The following is a 16,506-nucleotide window of genomic DNA, read 5'->3' on the forward strand; positions in this document are numbered from 1 at the left end:
TAAAACGTACTCACTACTCTATTAATCCCCTGCCTATTTTCTTTATTTTATTTTGCGCTTTAAGTTCAAATAAAATCTTGTCTAATATACCGTTTATAAACGAATTACTTTTAGGTGTACTAAACTCTTTCGAGATCTCCAGGTACTCGTTAATGGTAACCTTTACCGGGATAGATGTAAAGTTAATAAATTCTACAATGGCCATCTTCATTAATAAAGTATCCATCATGGCAATACGGTCGGGCTCCCAGTTTTGGGTTTTTTGGGCTATAAGCTCCTGGTACGCAGCATCGTGGCGGATGCTTTGCTCAAACAGGTTCACTACAAATTCCCGGTCTTCAACCCAGTTACCGCTAATTTCGGCCAGTTTATTTTCGGCGTAATTATCTGATGAGAAATTTTTGAACGTTTTGGCTATCAACGCCTGTAGCACTTCGCGGTCAACCGGCCAGTAAATAAATTTATCTTCAAATACCTGCTCGGCCAGCGACGATTTCAGGATCACCTTCTTAAATATAAATTTAATGATATCCTTATCGGTTTGCAGGGTATCGTCTGTTTTTGCCAGGTATTCGGCATATTCCGCCGATTTTTTCAGTGTGGTGAATAATGATTTTGCCAGTTCGGGGTCAAACGACCACTCCACCTTGTACTTTTTTAAGGCGATAAGGTAGTCCCTGTTTTCTTTTAACGACAGGATAAAGCGATTGCTCAGTATCTTCACGCTGGCGTTCAGGTCATCGGCAGTAGGTAAATGCTTGTTGGCCCGCTCTGCAGCATCAGTTTCGGTATAATCAATAACCTCGCTTATCAGCGATAGCATCCATATATACATTTCAAAAACCTGGTCGATACTGTGCAGCAAATGCTTTTCATGCGCTTTAATTTCTTTAGTATCCGATTGGTGGAACGCGTACAGTGACTGTAACACTTTTACCCTAAGGTGCCTTCTGTTTAACATTTTGTAAGAACGATTATGGCCGGGCCTATCGCCGGCCTATGATAAATTTTAATAGGTTGATTTTACTTTTTTAATATCAGCAATACGTTTTTCGGCAATTTTGTTTGCCGCGTTAGTAGTAGAAATGTTTTCGAGCTTAGAAAGTTTTAAAACATTACGGGTTGCATCGTAAATATTTTCGGTAAGCTGCATGGTACGTTTTTTACTAAAGCCCATCAGTTCCGAATAGCAATTAATAATACCGCCCGCGTTTATTACGTAATCGGGTGCAAAAAGGATGCCCTTATCAAGCAGCATTTCGCCGTGCACCTGCTCGTCCTGCAGCTGGTTATTGGCCGACCCGGCTATAATGCCGCATTTAATTTTTTTAATGGTTTCGGTATTAATAGTAGCCCCTAAAGCGCAAGGCGAATAAATATCGGCATCAATATCAAATATCGAATTGTTTGATACCGCTTCGGCACCGTATTTTTTTGATACCTGGCGCGTGCGCTCGTCATTAATATCGCTAATATAAACCTTGGTATTCTCATCGCGAAGCAGTTTAACCAGGCTTTCGCCCACGTGCCCTATCCCCTGCACAATTACCGATTTACCCGTTAGGCTGTCGCTGCCAAATTGCTCTTTAACACAAGCCTTTATCCCCATAAATACGCCTTTTGCCGCAATTGGTGCCGGGTCGCCGCTGCCGCCAAGGCTTTCGGGTATACCTGTTACATGCTGCGTTTCCATGCGGATGTATTCCATATCGCGAGGGCTGGTGCCCACATCTTCAGATGTTATAAACTCGCCGTTAAGGTTTTTGATAAAGCGCCCAAACTTGCGCATCAGCGCCTCGGTTTTATCCTTGCGCGAATCGCCGATGATAACCGAGTAACCGCCGCCCATATTAAGCCCCGCAATAGCACACTTGTATGTCATGCTTTTTGACAGGCGCAAAACATCGTTCAAAGCATCACCTTCCGTTTTGTAGGCCCACATGCGCGTACTGCCAAAAGCAGGCCCAAGCGTGGTATCGTGTATGGCTATGATCGCTTTTAAGCCGGTATCAGGATCGCTGCAAAACACAACTTTTTTGTGTCCGAAAGCATCGAGCTGATTAAAAATACTATCGGTTGGTTGTTGAACAGGCATTGGGGAAAGCGGCAAATGTATTTGTTTGTTAGCCCTGCAAAACTAAAGGTTTTTTTTATTGTGGCAAAGTTTAGTTGGTGATGGGTGATGAATGGGCAAAAGATGAAGCATATAATGGAGGCTTGTAGGTTATAGTTAATTTTGGAAGGAGGACGGTTTTATAAATGACATCTGTTTAAAAATTAATAGTTTTAATAGGTAATGAGTAAAAGGTTTTTTGTTTTTTGGGGCGTTGCCTACGGCCGGGCTATCCGCTGCAACTCCTCATTACAGTCTGCTGATAGAAGCAGCCCTTCATTGCGGGGTTTTCGCTTATATCCCTAACGCGGACTTCCGTTTATTCGCCGCACGCGTGACTTTACCACACAGCCTTGTCAAATCTTTTAGCTTTCATCTTTCCGTCCTTCTTCCCCTTTTGAATTGCAACCAACATACCTTACTTTTGGCCATACACTAATGAAAGATCTCGCATACCTCAATAAATTTTTTATAAAATACCGCTGGCGCCTGGTGCCGGGTGTGCTTTTTGTTATCATATCAAATATTTTTGGCGTGCTGCCCGCGCAGGTTATCCGCGTAGCGTTTGACCTGGTTACCGAGAATATTGGCGTTTACCAGTTGTTCGACGGCTTTAACAGGCAGCATGTTATTTATGATATTTTTGGCTCCAGCCTGTTGCTTTTTGGCGTTTTGGTGTTGGTGCTGGCTTTGTTAAGGGGTTTGTTCCTGTTTTTTATGCGGCAAACCATTATCCTGATGTCGCGGCATATCGAGTACGACCTGAAAAACGAGATCTATTCCCACTACCAGGTTTTATCGCTTGCTTTTTACCGCCGCCACAACACCGGCGACCTGATGAACCGCGTTACCGAGGACGTTAGCCGCGTGCGTATGTACCTGGGGCCGGGCATTATGTATACCATAAACACGGTTATCCTATTCATACTGGTGATATACGCCATGCTTACGGTAAACATTCGGCTGGCCATATTTTCGGTGCTCCCGCTGCCTATCCTTGCGGTAATTATCTTTTACGTCAATACGGTTATAGAACATCGCAGCGAGCGTATACAGCAGCGCCTGTCGGGATTATCCAGCTTTGTGCAGGAAAATTTTTCGGGCATAAGGGTCATAAAATCATACGTGCGCGAAGGTTTTGTACGCAGTAAATTCGCCGAAGAAAGCGAAGATTATAAAACACAAAGCATGGCCCTTGCCAAGGTTCAGGCATTGTTTTTCCCATCTATGTTACTATTGATAGGCCTAAGCAATGTAATTACCATGTACATAGGCGGCGTTGAGGTAATGAAGGGCAACATCACCCCCGGCAACATCGCCGAGTTTATTGTTTACCTGAATATGCTGGCCTTCCCGGTAATATCGCTGGGCTGGGTAACCTCGCTTATACAACGCGCGGCAGCCTCGCAAAAACGCATCAACGAATTTTTGCACGAGCAGCCCGAGATCAAGTCACCTGATGCAGCGCCACATACCCTTGCCGGGAAAATCGAGTTCAGGAACGTAACATTCAGGTACCCGGATACGGGTATCACCGCTATAAAAGATGTTTCGTTTACGGTAAACCCCGGCGAAATGGTGGCCATTATAGGGCGTACAGGGTCGGGTAAATCAACCATTGGCAATTTAATTATGCGGATGTATGATACTACCGGCGGCGAAATACTGATTGATGATAAACCCCTTACCCGCCTTAACCTTGATAATTACCGTTCGCAGATAGGCTTTGTGCCGCAGGAGGTTTTCCTTTTTTCGGATATCATATCGCATAACATCGCCTTTAGCGCCGATGTGCTGGATATGCCGCGGGTTGAACAGGCCGCAAAAGATGCCGCGGTTTACAACAACATTATGGAATTGGAGAAAGGCTTTGAAACGCTTATCGGCGAACGTGGCGTAACCCTATCCGGCGGGCAAAAACAGCGCGTAAGCATTGCTCGGGCCATAGTAAAGCACCCGCAGGTGCTGATATTTGACGATTGCCTGTCGGCAGTTGACACCCGCACCGAAGAGGAAATATTAAATAACCTGGGGCGCATTATGCAGGATAAAACCAGCATCATTATCTCGCACCGCATATCTACCATAAAAAATGCCGACAATATACTGGTGCTTGATGATGGCGAAATAGCAGAACAGGGTACCCACAACCAATTAATGGACCTAAAAGGCCCTTACTTTGAATTGTACGAAAAACAACTGCTTGAGGAAGAAGAGCAGGCTTAAGCCTTACTTATAGTATAGTTGCGTTAGCGGCGTTTAACACCCCACCCGGGCCGTTAACAGGCGTAAAGCTAACTTTATCGCCTACCTTTGGTGCTTTAAAATCACCATTTATTATAGCGTAGCTATAAAGCATAGCATCCTTGCTGCCATCGTTTGGTGTTATCCATCCAAATCCTTTTGTTAGGTTCCAGGTTTTCAGTATTCCGGTTTTCATGCGATTGGTTTTTTAGGTTAAATATTTACGTACTGTTTAATGCGTTACGCAATGGGCGTAACAGTTACTAAAGTATCCTTTAAATGTACAATTAAGCTATATTTTAAATATAAAGGCAGTGTTATAGCATTTAACATGTAATTGTTTGATTAAAAAGCCAATATTATTATGCAGTTAATACTTGCAATTGAATTTTTATATATATTTAGGCCACCAAAACTATTACAATAAAAAAAATTTATGGGAGATTTTGACAACAGAGAGCGTGAAGAGGTTTACTCGAAGAAGGTGAGGGCCGGGAAGAGGACTTATTTTTTTGATGTAAAAGCTACCCGGTCAAACGACTATTATGTGACCATCACAGAAAGTAAAAAACGTTTGGAGGATGGGGTTTTTATTAAACACAAGATCTTCTTATACAAAGAGGACTTTGAAAAATTTGCCGAAGGATTAAAAGACACTGTAGATTATATAAAAGACCACCAGGAAGTAGTTGAAAAACGCTACGAATTTAGCGAGAACGCCGAAGTGGCAAAAGCCGACGAAGACTTCAGCTTTTAACTTAAGATATAAACAAACCTAAACGATATTAAAATACCCGCTCAAAAGGCGGGTATTTTTTTTAATACGTGAGTTTGCTTACAGCAATATGCCCTTCATAAACAGCACGGCAACGCTAAAGTAAATGATGAGGCCGGTAACATCAACCAATGTGGCTACAAATGGAGCTGACGATGTAGCAGGGTCGGCCCCTAATTTTTTCAGGAACAATGGCAGCATTGAACCCGCCAGCGACCCCCACAGCACCACCCCTATCAGTGAAAAGCCAATGGTGGCGCCAACCAGCATCCAGTGCGGGCCATACAGGTCGCTAAACATGCTGAATACGCCTATCCGTAAAAAGCCGATTATACCCAGCGTTATACCCAGCATTAAACCCGAGATGATCTCGCGGCGCATTACCCGCCACCAATCGGCAATGGTAACTTCGCCAAGAGCCATGGCCTGTATAATAAGCGTTGAGGCCTGCGAACCGCTGTTGCCCCCGCTCGAAATAATTAAAGGGATAAATAAAGCCAGTACTACAGCTTTTTCAATAGCATGTTCAAAAAAGCCCATGGCTGTTGCGGTCAGCATTTCGCCCAAAAAAAGTATTACCAGCCAGCCCACCCTTTTTTTAACCAGGCGGAACAGGTTAATATCCAAATAAGGCTCATCCAAAGCTTCGGTACCACCAATCTTCTGGATATCCTCTGTATATTCTTCGTTCGCTATCCACAAGATATCATCTACTGTAACAATACCCAAAAGGATATTCTCTTCGTCAGTTACCGGCAGTGCCGTGCGGTTATTCATCCTGAACACGTTGATAGCATCCTGCTGCGGGTCGTTTGCGCTCAGCGAAATTAAACGCCCATCCATCAGCTGGCTGATCTTTGTTTCGGGCGCTACAAGCAAGATCTCGCGGATCCGGATATCGTCCAGCAAAATGCCGTTATCGCCAATTACGTAAATTACATCAATAGTTTCAGAATTTTTACCGTAACGACGGATGTGTGCCAGCACCCTGTTCACATCCCAGCTTTTTTTAACGGCGATATAATCCGGCGTCATCAAACGGCCAACGCTGTCTTCTTTATATCCCAACAAAGAAAGCGCCTCCTTACGGTCGGCCGGCGAAAGGTGCAGGATCAATTTGGTAACCGCATCGCCGTGCAGTTCGCTGAAAAAAGCGGTACGGTCATCTGGCGGCAGCTCATTTATGATCTCGCTTACCTTTTTACCCGAAAGCCTTTTAATGATGCGTTCCTGAGTAGGGAAGTCTAAGATCCTGAAAACATTTACCGCCCTGTTGATAGAAAGGGTTTCGATAAATTTGGGACCATATTCCGGCAGTTCGTCTATAAGTTGCTCTACGTCAGATATATTAAGGTTGTTCAAATAATCCTGTAGCGGCGTAATATCCTCCTGCTCCAGTAGTAATTCTATTTGCTCAACCATCTCTTCCATAAAAGCCCTCTTTTTACATGTTTGTAACCTGTTTTGCTGCCAATTGTGATGCTGGCAAAAGTCGTTTATTTTTTCAAATTACAAGGTAGTTTTTTCTGTTATCTTTGCGGCTTAAAAATCAGTTCATGGTAACTGGTTCATAGTTCATGGCAAACATTCCTGCCAAGAACCATGAACTATGATCTATGAACCCAAATACAATAAAAATGGGTTTACAATGTGGTATAGTGGGTTTGCCAAATGTGGGTAAGTCAACACTTTTTAACTGTTTATCAAACGCCAAGGCACAGGCGGCAAACTTTCCGTTTTGCACTATAGAGCCAAACGTGGGCGTAATTACCGTGCCCGACGAGCGCCTTACAAAACTTACAGAAATTGTTAACCCCAAGAACGTAGTGCCAAACACCATCGAGATAGTGGATATCGCAGGCCTGGTTAAGGGTGCCAGCAAGGGCGAAGGTTTGGGCAACCAGTTTTTGGCCAACATACGTGCTACAAATGCTATTATACACGTATTGCGCTGTTTTGATAACGATAACGTGATCCACGTTGACGGATCGGTTGACCCCATCCGCGACAAGGAGATCATCGATACCGAACTGCAACTGAAGGACCTTGACTCGATAGAAAAAAAGATCCAGAAGGTGGAGAAAATGGCCAAAACCGGCGGCGACAAAGAGGCTAAGAAAACTTACGACGTATTAACAGTTTACAGGAACCACCTGTTAGCGGGCAAATCGGCCCGTACCGCTCCCGTTGCCGAAGAAGATAAAGAATACATCGAAGATATCTGGCTGCTTACCGCCAAACCGGTAATGTACGTTTGTAATGTAGACGAAGGCTCGGTAAGTACAGGTAACGCTTATGTTGAACGTGTTAAAGCCGCTGTTAAGGACGAGAACGCGGAGGTATTGATCATATCGGCACAAATAGAAGCCGAAATTTCTGAATTAGAATCGTACGAGGAACGCCAGGAATTTTTAAACGACCTGGGCTTAACCGAATCGGGCGTAAATAAATTGATAAAAGCAGCTTACCGCCTGCTTAACCTGGCCACCTATTTTACCGCCGGCGTACAGGAAGTACGCGCCTGGACCATTACACAAGGCTTTACTGCACCACAGGCAGCCGGTGTTATCCATACCGATTTTGAAAAAGGCTTTATCCGAGCAGAGGTGATCAAGTATGATGATTTTGTAAAATTCAACGGATCGGAAGCTGTTATTAAGGAAAACGGTAAGATGGGTGTTGAAGGTAAAACTTACGTGGTTGAGGATGGCGACGTGATGCACTTCCGCTTCAATGTGTGATTCTCACCATTATGCACAGAAATAGAGAAAAGGCCGCTTATCAGCGGCCTTTTTTTGTAACTATTTACCGGCTGGCAAGTCTTACCAAAAACCTGATCGATGATTTCATTTAAAACAGCCGTTTCGTTTATTTTACTAAACCTGTGCGCGCTCTCCGCGTTTTGCCAGCAGGGCAATTCCCATGATTTTTTTATAGCTGTATTAAATGAAAAATCCCAGCCTGCCGAGGCTGCTACGGTCAAGCTTCAGAAAGACAATACTACTTTATTAACCGCTATTACAGATGTAAAGGGCGTTGCCCACTTCAAAGCGTTAAAGCCGGGGACATATACCTTTTTAGTTAGCTATACGGGCTACCAGCCGCAAACTACGCAAGCGTACCAAATACCGGGTAAAATAACATCAGCTACTGTTACACTTAAAACTGCCAGTACATCTTTAAACGAAGTAAGTGTTGTTGCCAATACGCCGCCAATAAGGCACCAGCAAGGTAAAGTGATACTGGAGGTTGCCGCGTCGGTTACCAACACCGGCCTAACCGTGCTGGAGGTTTTAGAAAAATCGCCGGGGGTTATGGTCGATAAAAATGGGGGGATTTCGCTAAACGGCAAAGGCGGCGTACTGGTGATGATAGACAACAAACCCACCTACCTGTCGGGTGCCGACCTGAACAATCTGTTAACCAGCATGAGCTCGACCCAGGTTGCCCAGATAGAACTGATAGCCAACCCAACAGCGCGGTACGATGCAAACGGCAACGCGGGTATCATTAACATCAAAACAAAAAAGAATAACATAAAGGGGTTTAACGGCTCGTTCACCACAGCGTTAGGGCAAGGTATTTATCCAAAAAACACCAACAGCCTGGTACTTAATTACCGGGTTGGCAAGGTAAATACCTTTTTTAATTACAATGTTAATTACGTGGAATACATGATGGATATTTACGCTTTACGTAAGTATTACGACCCCAACGGCACGCTGACAGCCATGCTTGACCAGTACTCCTACCTGCCGGGCAACAGCTTTAACAACACCATAAAAACCGGCCTTGATTATTATATCTCGCCAAAAACAACCATTGGTTTCGCGGTGAGCGGTACTACGGTAAAGCGTAACAGCAGCAACCGGGCAAGCGCCAATTGGCAAAACCCGCAGGGTGTCACCGATTCGGCCATTAATACCACAAACGAAAGCCGCAACAGGTTTAAATACGGTGCTATAAATGTAAACCTGAGGCATACTATTTCTGCTTCGCAGGAATTGGAAGTAAATGCTGATTATTTGAATTACGATATAAAGGCCGACCAAACCTTTGAGAACCAATTAATAGCCCCCAACGGTTACCGCGAAATGTCGAGAGGTAACATCCCTACGGGGATAAAAATTGGTTCGGGCAAGGCGGATTACACCCTGAAACTAAATAAAACGGATGCGCTTGCCTTCGGCTGGAAATCATCGTTCACCAATACGGATAACCTGGCGGCCTATGAAAATCTTGTAGGATCCAACTGGGAGGATGATAATACCAAAACAAACCATTTTATTTATAAAGAGAATATCCACGCCCTTTACGGCACGTTAGATAAAAAGATAGGGAAAATTTCGGGGCAGGTTGGTTTAAGATACGAGTATACCGGCTACGACGCGCACCAGACAGGGAACGCCATTCAGGCGGATTCGTCGTTCTCGCGCAACTACAGCCAGTTTTTCCCGAGCGGTTACCTCAGTTACCAGGCCGACTCCCTTAACAGTTTTACATTAACGGCCGGCCGCCGGATAGACCGCCCGCCGTTTCAACTGCTTAATCCTTTTTACGCCATAATTAACAAGTATACGTATAGTACGGGTAACCCGTTCTTATTGCCTCAATTAAGCTGGAATTTTGAGCTGAGCCACAATTACAAGGAATTGCTGACTACTACTGCATCGTACAGCCGTATCGGTAATTATTTTTCGCAGATCTTTTTATCGGCACCAAATGACGATGCCATACTTTTATACACGCAGGGCAACGTAGGCAGCACTTATAACCTGGGCTTGTCTACCACGTTGGTTACCTCGCCGGTTAAATGGTGGTCGGTAACGGCACAGGCGCTTTATAACCATAAGCAACTGCGCGGTTTTAACGGCAACAGTTTTACCACCGAGATCGATCAGCTTAACGTAAACGTAAACAACCAGTTCGGCCTGGGTAAATATACCGCAGAACTTAGCGGGTTTTATACTACCAAGGCCCGTAACGATGTACAGGAGCTGTTATATCCTACCGGCCAGGTATCGGTGGGCTTATCGCGCCCTATATTTGGCAAAAAAGGCACGTTAAGGTTCAGCGCACGTGACCTTTTCTACACCAATGCCATGGAAGGCTTTACCTCGTTCCCTAATGCGACCGAGTACTTTTTGCTGCACCGGGATACCAGGGTGTACACGCTATCGTTCACCTACCGTTTTGGTAAATCGTACAAAACCACAAAGCGGCCCGGCAGCAGCGCTACCGACGAAATGGAACGCGTGGGTAACGGGTAAGCAGAATAATACCCGGTGTTTTCCAGTCCTGATCGATCATAAAAAATGCCCGCTGATAGCGGGCATTTTTTATTGCAATGTTTGTTTTATTTTGATGATGACACCTGCATAGGGTTGGTACCTACAGACTGGCCGCGTACCGGCCCACCTACCTTTTGTTTAAACAGCTGGAATTTTGACGGCTCCGGCATTTTACCCCAATAATTATTGCTTTCGTCAATATCTGCTGTTTCGCGCATTGGGTCAAGCTTTATAGAGGCAACTTCCTTGTCGTGAATGTAGAATTTAGAAGCTGTTTTTTCATTAAGCCTCCACATCTGTACAGGGATGCGGTCTGTCCATTTGGTGCCGTCTTTAAAGGTAAATTCAACTATTATCGGCATTACCAGGCCGCCTTTATTACTAAAGTTTAGTTCATAAAAGTACTTGCTGCCATACTTGGTTTTATCTGCATCTGTTAACGGCTCGGCAGCAAAAGCCTGCGGTGCGGGTTGTGCTTTTACAATAGCCGCAAATTTGACGGTATCAACAGTTACTATACCCCTATCGTATTTCCAGTAAAAATCCTGCGTGGCGGTATCCCTGTCTGTTTGAAATTTGATGTTCTTATCGGTACGGTTACGTACTTTAGAAATATCCTCGAAACGGTTCACAGCCGGTGCAGCTACTTTTGGTGTAACACCGCCCTGCTTTATGGCAGGCACTTTAGCGTCCAGGTCGGCTTTGGCATATTTAACCGAATCTAAAGATATATCAACAGGGTCGGTACCGTAGAACCAGCCTCTCCAAAACCAATCCAGGTCCTCGCCGCTGGCATCTTCCATGGTACGGAACAGGTCGGCAGGCGTTGGGTGCTTAAAGGCCCAGCGACGCGAATACTCTTTAAAAGCATAATCGAATAACTTACGGCCCATGATAGTTTCGCGCAGGATATTTAATGCTGTGGCAGGTTTAGAATACGCGTTTGGCCCAAAACGTACAATATTCTCCGAGTTGGTCATCACCGGCTCCAGTTCGTTCTTAGGCAGCTTCATGTAATCAATAATGGTGTAAGCAGCGCCTTTTTTGCTCGGAAATTTGTTATCCCAAAGCTCCTCGGTAAGGTATTCTACAAACGAGTTTAAGCCCTCGTCCATCCAGGTCCACTGGCGCTCGTCGCTGTTTACTATCATCGGGAAAAAGTTGTGCCCAACTTCGTGAATAATTACACCTGTCATGCCGTTTTTAGTGCTTTCGCTGTAGGTTCCGTCTTTTTCGGTACGGCCATAATTAAAGCATATCATGGGGTATTCCATCCCGTTTGATGCCTCAACAGATTGCGCTACAGGGTAAGGGTAAGGGATAGTAAAATCTGAATAGGTTTTAACGGTATGGGCCACTAACCGGGTTGAGTATTTGCTGTACAGGTTGTGAGCTTCTTTACCGTAATAGCTCATGCACATTACGTTTTTACCGGCAACTTTTGCGCCCATGCCATCCCATACAAATTTACGTGACGATCCCCAGGCAAAATCGCGTACATTGTTAGCCACAAAAACCCATGTTTTTTTAGCCGTCGATGGTGCTTTTTCGGCAGCTTTTGCCTCTGCCAGGGTTACTATCTCAACAGGCGCTGCAGCTGTTTTTGCTTTATTATAACGGGCCAGCTTTGCAGGGCTAAGCACCGCGCTATAGTTAATACATTCGCCGGTACCACCAACAACGTGGTCGGCAGGTACGGTCATTTGCACACGAAAGTTACCAAACGTAAGCGCAAATTCGCCGCGGCCGGTAAACTGGTGGTTTTGCCATCCCTGAAAATCGCTGTAAACGCAAAGGCGTGGGTACCACTGCGTCATGGTGAACAGGTAATTGCCATCCTCGGGAAAAAACTCGTAACCTCCACGGCCGCCAACGGTCATACGGTCGGTTATTTTATAATTCCAGTCCAGGTTAAAAATAAACTGCGCGCCCGATTTTAAAGGGGTTGGCAGGTCAATACGCATCATGGTTTTATTGATGGTATATTTTAAGTTTTTCCCGGTTGCATCGGTTAGTTTGGTTATCATATCGCCAAGGCCGTTGTCTTCATCACCGTTACGCACTTCACTTTTATCAACATTCTGCGTGGTTGTGGCCTTTGGCATGCCCGAGCTGCTTTGGTAGCCCGAATTTTTAAGACTGTTGTGCTCGTTCTCATCCAGCTGAAGCCAGATATAGGTAAGCGGATCGGGCGAATTGTTGTAGTAAGTTACCGTTTCGCTGCCAGTTAGCCTCAGGTTTTTTTCATCAAGCTCGCACTTTATGTTGTAATCGGCACGTTGCTGCCAGTATTTTACACCTGGTGCACCGCTGGCCGTTCTTTGCTCGTTAGGCGTATTCAGAATGGTACCCAACTGCTCAAACTTATTGCCATGATTACTGCCTGGGTTGTTTTGAATATCCTGGGCAAAGGCAGCGCCCACAATAGTAACCGAAAGAAGAACGCTGGTAAAAAAACGCTTCATAGTTTATGGTTTAAAAATCAAATTTAACTTAAAACGGCAATCTTTCAAACGCCATTTGTACAGATAACGCAAAAACACCTGCCGATATAAAAAACACCCAGTCGCGCCGGGTTACTTTCATAAAATTGATACATAACATGGCTAATACCAATATAACCGCTACAACGGCTATTTGCCCCGCCTCAAGCCCCAGGTTAAAGCCAAACAGCCCCCAGCCTATGGTTTGGTCGCGCGCAAGCATAATACGTATGGTATTGGCAAAGCCCATGCCGTGTATTAACCCAAAAAACAGCGCCAGCCAATAATTAACATTTACACTGCCATTTTTTTTATCTACCCGCCACAGGTTATTTATAGCGGTTATAAAAATAGTACAGGGTATCAAAAACTCTACCCACTTACCCGGAAAGCGGATCACATCAAGCACGCTCAACGCCAGGGTTAACGAGTGGCCTATGGTAAACGCGGTAACAAGTATCAGTACCTGTTTAATATTTTTAAAAGTATAAACCGATGCCAGCGCCAAAATAAACAACTGATGGTCGAGCGCATCGGTACTGATAATGTGTTTCCATCCCAGCCCGAAATAAAAACCAAAATCAGACATAATATTTCTATGATGAAAACGTAAATTTAACAGCTTTTAAATATAAATGAACCCCGCCGGCGTTATGACTGCTTTTTTAGGTAAACCTCTATTATATTGTTACATTTTCAGCAGTTTGTTTTTTATCAAAACGCCTGATGAAACCAAATTTCATCCGCTGCATGTTAGCACCACCGATGTAAGCTTTAACGCTAAGGATGATCAGTTAGAAGTGATATGTACCATTTTTACGGATGATTTTGAACTGGCGCTCGAAAAACAGTTCCACTCTAAGGTCGACCTTGTTAAACCCGATATGCACACCGCTATGGATGTGTTGGTGAAAAACTACGTAAACAGCCACCTGCAATTAAAAACAACTGCTGCTGCCTTGCCCCTGTCGTATCTTGGTTTTGAAATAAATCGCGAAGCGGTTAACGTTTACCTGGAATCGGGCAAGATAGCTACACCAAAAAAGATAGACGCGCAGGTAACCTTATTGCAAAGCCTGTATGCCGACCAACTGAACATTGTACACATGACGGTTAACGGCACCCGCAAAAGCACCCGCCTTGATGCGCCGGATAAAACGGTAACTCAAACTTTTTAGCAACAGTCACCCACAAAATATTCTATATTTGCGCAAATATTGTTCTCGTAGTTCAATGGATAGAATTATGGCCTCCGAAGCCGTCGATATGAGTTCGAATCTCATCGAGAACACTTTTAAAATAACCGTCTTAATTAATTTTAAGGCGGTTTTAATTATCTAACTAACAAGGCACAAATCAGTGCTCGTTTTAAAAGCTTTCCAACTCCGGCATTTTAAATGTATTTTTAATCTGCTGTTTGATACTACTTGTGATGAGCAATTCCCATTCACCTGAATATTTAAGCGCCTTATTCAGGCTCATTTCGCTATCGGTAAATTGCCTGTAAAAGGGGATGCTACATATTGCCCTGCCATGGCTGTCCAATAATTCCAGGCTTACCGAACGCACATCGCGACCGTTCATTTTCTTTAGTGTATAGCACCGCGAAACCTCTTCAATCCTTATATGTTCAGGCTTTTCTTCACCCCAGGCAAATAACAGCGACCGGCTGTCCTCGTCCCAACACAGCAAAATACCGTTGATCATCTCGTAACGCGACAGGTTGATGCCATAAGTTCGGGCAGCTTCTTTAAGCCTGCCAATCATGCCGGCTTCCTCCTTTTTCTTTATTCGCCTATTTATAGCTATAAACGGTAGCACCGTTAATACCAGTAAAGTGCCTACTACCAGGCTGTTCTCAATAATTTGTTTCATACTTTAAATGTTAAGTGCATATTTCATTTTGTTATTTCAGGCATCCTGTACCACATCCAGTATTTCAAAGGTCATGACGCCGCCGGGCATTTGCCAGTCAACCAGCGCCCCTTTATGATAGCCAAGCAAAGCAATTGATAATGGTGCCAGCGCCGACATTTTATGCTGACTGATATCTGCTTCGTGAGGTTCTACTATACTAAAAGCATAATGCCTTCCGCTAAGAACTTCTCTAAATTGGATGGATGCGTTAAGGCATACCACATCATCAGGTAACTGATCCCTGGGTATTATACTGGCCGACGCAAGTTCGGCTATAAGCTTTTTTAAATTGTAATCGCAAAGGTTTCCATGGTTACAATGCTTCTTTAACAGTTCATGCTCTTTAGCAGGCATAATTAAATATTGTATTTTCATATCAGGATGAATTAGTGAAATTTCGTTAGTTGGCAGCGTTTATCGAGGCTTCTTCAACCTTAGTTTGCGGCTCTGCAGCGCAGGCTGTTATCAACCGCATAGTAGCCGCCATTGTATTTTGGTGAAAAGCGGTTACAGCAGCCACCTTACTGTTTGTGGTTGTTTTTATTAGTCCGCGGGCAGCGCTAAGGGCCACCTGAAAAGGGCGCACACTGTAACAGGCATGGGCTCCATGCCCTATTACCTGCAAAATATCCCGCTCTTTTGCCAGATTGCCCGAGGCAATCACCCTGGTTGGCAATGCTTGCTCATCAATAGAAAGCCGTGCGGCGTTTACCGCGGCAAATAATGCGGTTACATCCTTATCACCAGATGCGCTTTCTATGGTTACAAAATCAAGGTAAACCACGTTTGCTGCCATTACATGGCAAAGCCTGGCAACTAATCCTTGATCTGCTACTGAGAGGCATACTCCCGTGGGCTTACCACCCGACAGTACTTTAATCCGCTCGAGGAAGGTAATGAGGCAATTTAATGATACCTCTAAAACATCGGGTGAAAAATGTGCCTCTTTTAGCTTAACCTCTATCATTTTGATATAAGGCCGGGTTGCCGCCTTCCTAAAAACCACCTCGTTGAATGTGCCATCCGGGTTTCTGTAATATGGTTCCATACGGTCCATACGCCATACCAAGTCGCTGCCGCCCCTGAGTAATTCCGGAACGATACCCACTGTACCTGTGTTAACCGCGCAGTCGCTGGCTTTCGCACTCCGTGACAGCGCCAGTAAAGAGGGTTTATCGGGTATCGCAGTGTTCAACAATCCTATGTTTAACAGGTTCATGCGATAGGGCATCCGGCAATTACCCACGCCTATTTCAGTAAAAAGCATATTACCGGTTATTTGTAAGTTGGTATCACAACATTGAACCGAGCGATAGCCCGCACCAAATACGCTTTCACCGCTGGGGGTATGATTAAACGGAACAAGTGTTTGCGACCGCCCGATAACCATTCGCAGGTCAGCATCAGATAACAAGGGGTGCCCTGCCAAAGCGTTTTGCTTTTGGAGCATCCGCTCCTGCAGCCAAAACTGTGTCAGGGCCAGTAACATACCCGAAAGGGTACACCAAAGATTATCGAAAATAAGGCCTGTAATAACAAGGCCGGCGTTTGTTAAAAAAAGCAGGATAAAACCGATACCTGCCCAGGTACGGGATGCAGCAAAATTCATAAGTAAGTTTTAATAAGGAAACAAAAACGTTTGTTTTGTCAAACGGCCCCAAAACCAGAAACGGCTGGGGCTTA

General features: G+C 44.6%; 14 protein-coding genes and 1 tRNA gene. 6 read left to right on the plus strand and 9 right to left on the minus strand.

The features are described from left to right. Positions 1-13 precede the first annotated feature (13 nt). On the minus strand, positions 14-961 hold the full coding sequence (gene nusB, locus EWM62_RS10415) for a transcription antitermination factor NusB (RefSeq protein WP_129876610.1): 948 nt from the start codon (positions 959-961) through the stop codon (positions 14-16). A 48-nt stretch (positions 962-1,009) separates the two neighbouring features. Then, complete coding sequence (locus EWM62_RS10420) at positions 1,010-2,095, minus strand: Glu/Leu/Phe/Val family dehydrogenase (protein ID WP_129876611.1); 1,086 nt, start codon at positions 2,093-2,095, stop codon at positions 1,010-1,012. A 456-nt stretch (positions 2,096-2,551) separates the two neighbouring features. Between EWM62_RS10420 and EWM62_RS10425 the strand changes: the two genes are divergently transcribed. Then, positions 2,552-4,339: an ABC transporter ATP-binding protein gene (locus tag EWM62_RS10425; protein WP_129876612.1), complete on the plus strand. Its 1,788-nt coding sequence runs from the start codon at positions 2,552-2,554 to the stop codon at positions 4,337-4,339. Positions 4,340-4,346: 7 nt separating this feature from the next. Here EWM62_RS10425 and EWM62_RS10430 read toward each other — a convergent pair whose 3' ends face one another. Beyond that, the gene (locus EWM62_RS10430) at positions 4,347-4,553 is read right to left on the minus strand and encodes a cold-shock protein (protein WP_129876613.1); all 207 of its coding nucleotides are present in this window, start codon (positions 4,551-4,553) and stop codon (positions 4,347-4,349) included. 240 nt (positions 4,554-4,793) lie between these two features. Between EWM62_RS10430 and EWM62_RS10435 the strand changes: the two genes are divergently transcribed. Beyond that, positions 4,794-5,114, plus strand: a complete 321-nt coding sequence (locus tag EWM62_RS10435; protein ID WP_129876614.1) for a DUF3276 family protein — start codon at positions 4,794-4,796, stop codon at positions 5,112-5,114. A 78-nt stretch (positions 5,115-5,192) separates the two neighbouring features. On the opposite strand, the gene mgtE is transcribed toward EWM62_RS10435, so the two are convergent. After that, on the minus strand, positions 5,193-6,563 hold the full coding sequence (gene mgtE, locus EWM62_RS10440; protein ID WP_129876615.1) for a magnesium transporter: 1,371 nt from the start codon (positions 6,561-6,563) through the stop codon (positions 5,193-5,195). A 206-nt stretch (positions 6,564-6,769) separates the two neighbouring features. Between mgtE and ychF the strand changes: the two genes are divergently transcribed. Together ychF and EWM62_RS10450 are read left to right on the plus strand one after the other, a co-directional pair. Beyond that, positions 6,770-7,873: a redox-regulated ATPase YchF gene (gene ychF / locus EWM62_RS10445; RefSeq protein ID WP_129877041.1), complete on the plus strand. Its 1,104-nt coding sequence runs from the start codon at positions 6,770-6,772 to the stop codon at positions 7,871-7,873. Positions 7,874-7,972: 99 nt separating this feature from the next. After that, on the plus strand, positions 7,973-10,402 hold the full coding sequence (locus tag EWM62_RS10450; protein WP_129876616.1) for an outer membrane beta-barrel protein: 2,430 nt from the start codon (positions 7,973-7,975) through the stop codon (positions 10,400-10,402). An 86-nt stretch (positions 10,403-10,488) separates the two neighbouring features. Here EWM62_RS10450 and EWM62_RS10455 read toward each other — a convergent pair whose 3' ends face one another. Further along, entirely contained in the window at positions 10,489-12,888 is a 2,400-nt protein-coding gene (locus EWM62_RS10455) for a M1 family metallopeptidase (protein ID WP_129876617.1), read from the minus strand. A 28-nt stretch (positions 12,889-12,916) separates the two neighbouring features. Beyond that, positions 12,917-13,495 (minus strand): HupE/UreJ family protein, encoded by a 579-nt coding sequence (locus EWM62_RS10460; protein WP_129876618.1) that lies wholly within the window; start codon positions 13,493-13,495, stop codon positions 12,917-12,919. Positions 13,496-13,610: 115 nt separating this feature from the next. Here EWM62_RS10460 and EWM62_RS10465 point away from each other — a divergent pair, with 115 nt between their 5' ends. After that, the gene (locus EWM62_RS10465; protein ID WP_129876619.1) at positions 13,611-14,084 is read left to right on the plus strand and encodes a DUF6702 family protein; all 474 of its coding nucleotides are present in this window, start codon (positions 13,611-13,613) and stop codon (positions 14,082-14,084) included. A 41-nt stretch (positions 14,085-14,125) separates the two neighbouring features. Further along, positions 14,126-14,197: transfer RNA gene (locus EWM62_RS10470), tRNA-Arg, on the plus strand. 77 nt (positions 14,198-14,274) lie between these two features. Here the strand turns inward: EWM62_RS10470 and EWM62_RS10475 are convergent. From EWM62_RS10475 to EWM62_RS10485, 3 genes are read right to left on the minus strand one after another with little or no spacing between them, the layout of a single operon-like run. Then, a complete protein-coding gene (locus EWM62_RS10475; protein WP_129876620.1) occupies positions 14,275-14,781 on the minus strand; it encodes a hypothetical protein in 507 nt (168 codons plus the stop codon). Positions 14,782-14,817: 36 nt separating this feature from the next. Further along, the gene (locus EWM62_RS10480) at positions 14,818-15,198 is read right to left on the minus strand and encodes a GreA/GreB family elongation factor (protein WP_129876621.1); all 381 of its coding nucleotides are present in this window, start codon (positions 15,196-15,198) and stop codon (positions 14,818-14,820) included. Between the two features lie 25 nt (positions 15,199-15,223). Further along, entirely contained in the window at positions 15,224-16,432 is a 1,209-nt protein-coding gene (locus EWM62_RS10485; protein WP_129876622.1) for a hypothetical protein, read from the minus strand. Positions 16,433-16,506: the final 74 nt, after the last annotated feature.

The organism is Mucilaginibacter terrigena, from assembly GCF_004168255.1.
Lineage (GTDB): Bacteria > Bacteroidota > Bacteroidia > Sphingobacteriales > Sphingobacteriaceae > Mucilaginibacter > Mucilaginibacter terrigena.

Excerpts from the sequence above, each read along its gene's own strand:
- EWM62_RS10430 (WP_129876613.1), bottom strand. The coding sequence starts at position 4,553 with ATGAAAACCGGAATACTGAAAACCTGGAACCTAACAAAAGGATTTGGA.
- EWM62_RS10420 (WP_129876611.1), bottom strand. The coding sequence starts at position 2,095 with ATGCCTGTTCAACAACCAACCGATAGTATTTTTAATCAGCTCGATGCT.
- EWM62_RS10435 (WP_129876614.1), top strand. The coding sequence starts at position 4,794 with ATGGGAGATTTTGACAACAGAGAGCGTGAAGAGGTTTACTCGAAGAAG.
- EWM62_RS10475 (WP_129876620.1), bottom strand. The coding sequence starts at position 14,781 with ATGAAACAAATTATTGAGAACAGCCTGGTAGTAGGCACTTTACTGGTA.
- nusB (WP_129876610.1), bottom strand. The coding sequence starts at position 961 with ATGTTAAACAGAAGGCACCTTAGGGTAAAAGTGTTACAGTCACTGTAC.
- EWM62_RS10450 (WP_129876616.1), top strand. The coding sequence starts at position 7,973 with ATGATTTCATTTAAAACAGCCGTTTCGTTTATTTTACTAAACCTGTGC.
- EWM62_RS10455 (WP_129876617.1), bottom strand. The coding sequence starts at position 12,888 with ATGAAGCGTTTTTTTACCAGCGTTCTTCTTTCGGTTACTATTGTGGGC.
- EWM62_RS10425 (WP_129876612.1), top strand. The coding sequence starts at position 2,552 with ATGAAAGATCTCGCATACCTCAATAAATTTTTTATAAAATACCGCTGG.
- EWM62_RS10460 (WP_129876618.1), bottom strand. The coding sequence starts at position 13,495 with ATGTCTGATTTTGGTTTTTATTTCGGGCTGGGATGGAAACACATTATC.
- ychF (WP_129877041.1), top strand. The coding sequence starts at position 6,770 with ATGGGTTTACAATGTGGTATAGTGGGTTTGCCAAATGTGGGTAAGTCA.
- mgtE (WP_129876615.1), bottom strand. The coding sequence starts at position 6,563 with ATGGAAGAGATGGTTGAGCAAATAGAATTACTACTGGAGCAGGAGGAT.
- EWM62_RS10485 (WP_129876622.1), bottom strand. The coding sequence starts at position 16,432 with ATGAATTTTGCTGCATCCCGTACCTGGGCAGGTATCGGTTTTATCCTG.
- EWM62_RS10480 (WP_129876621.1), bottom strand. The coding sequence starts at position 15,198 with ATGAAAATACAATATTTAATTATGCCTGCTAAAGAGCATGAACTGTTA.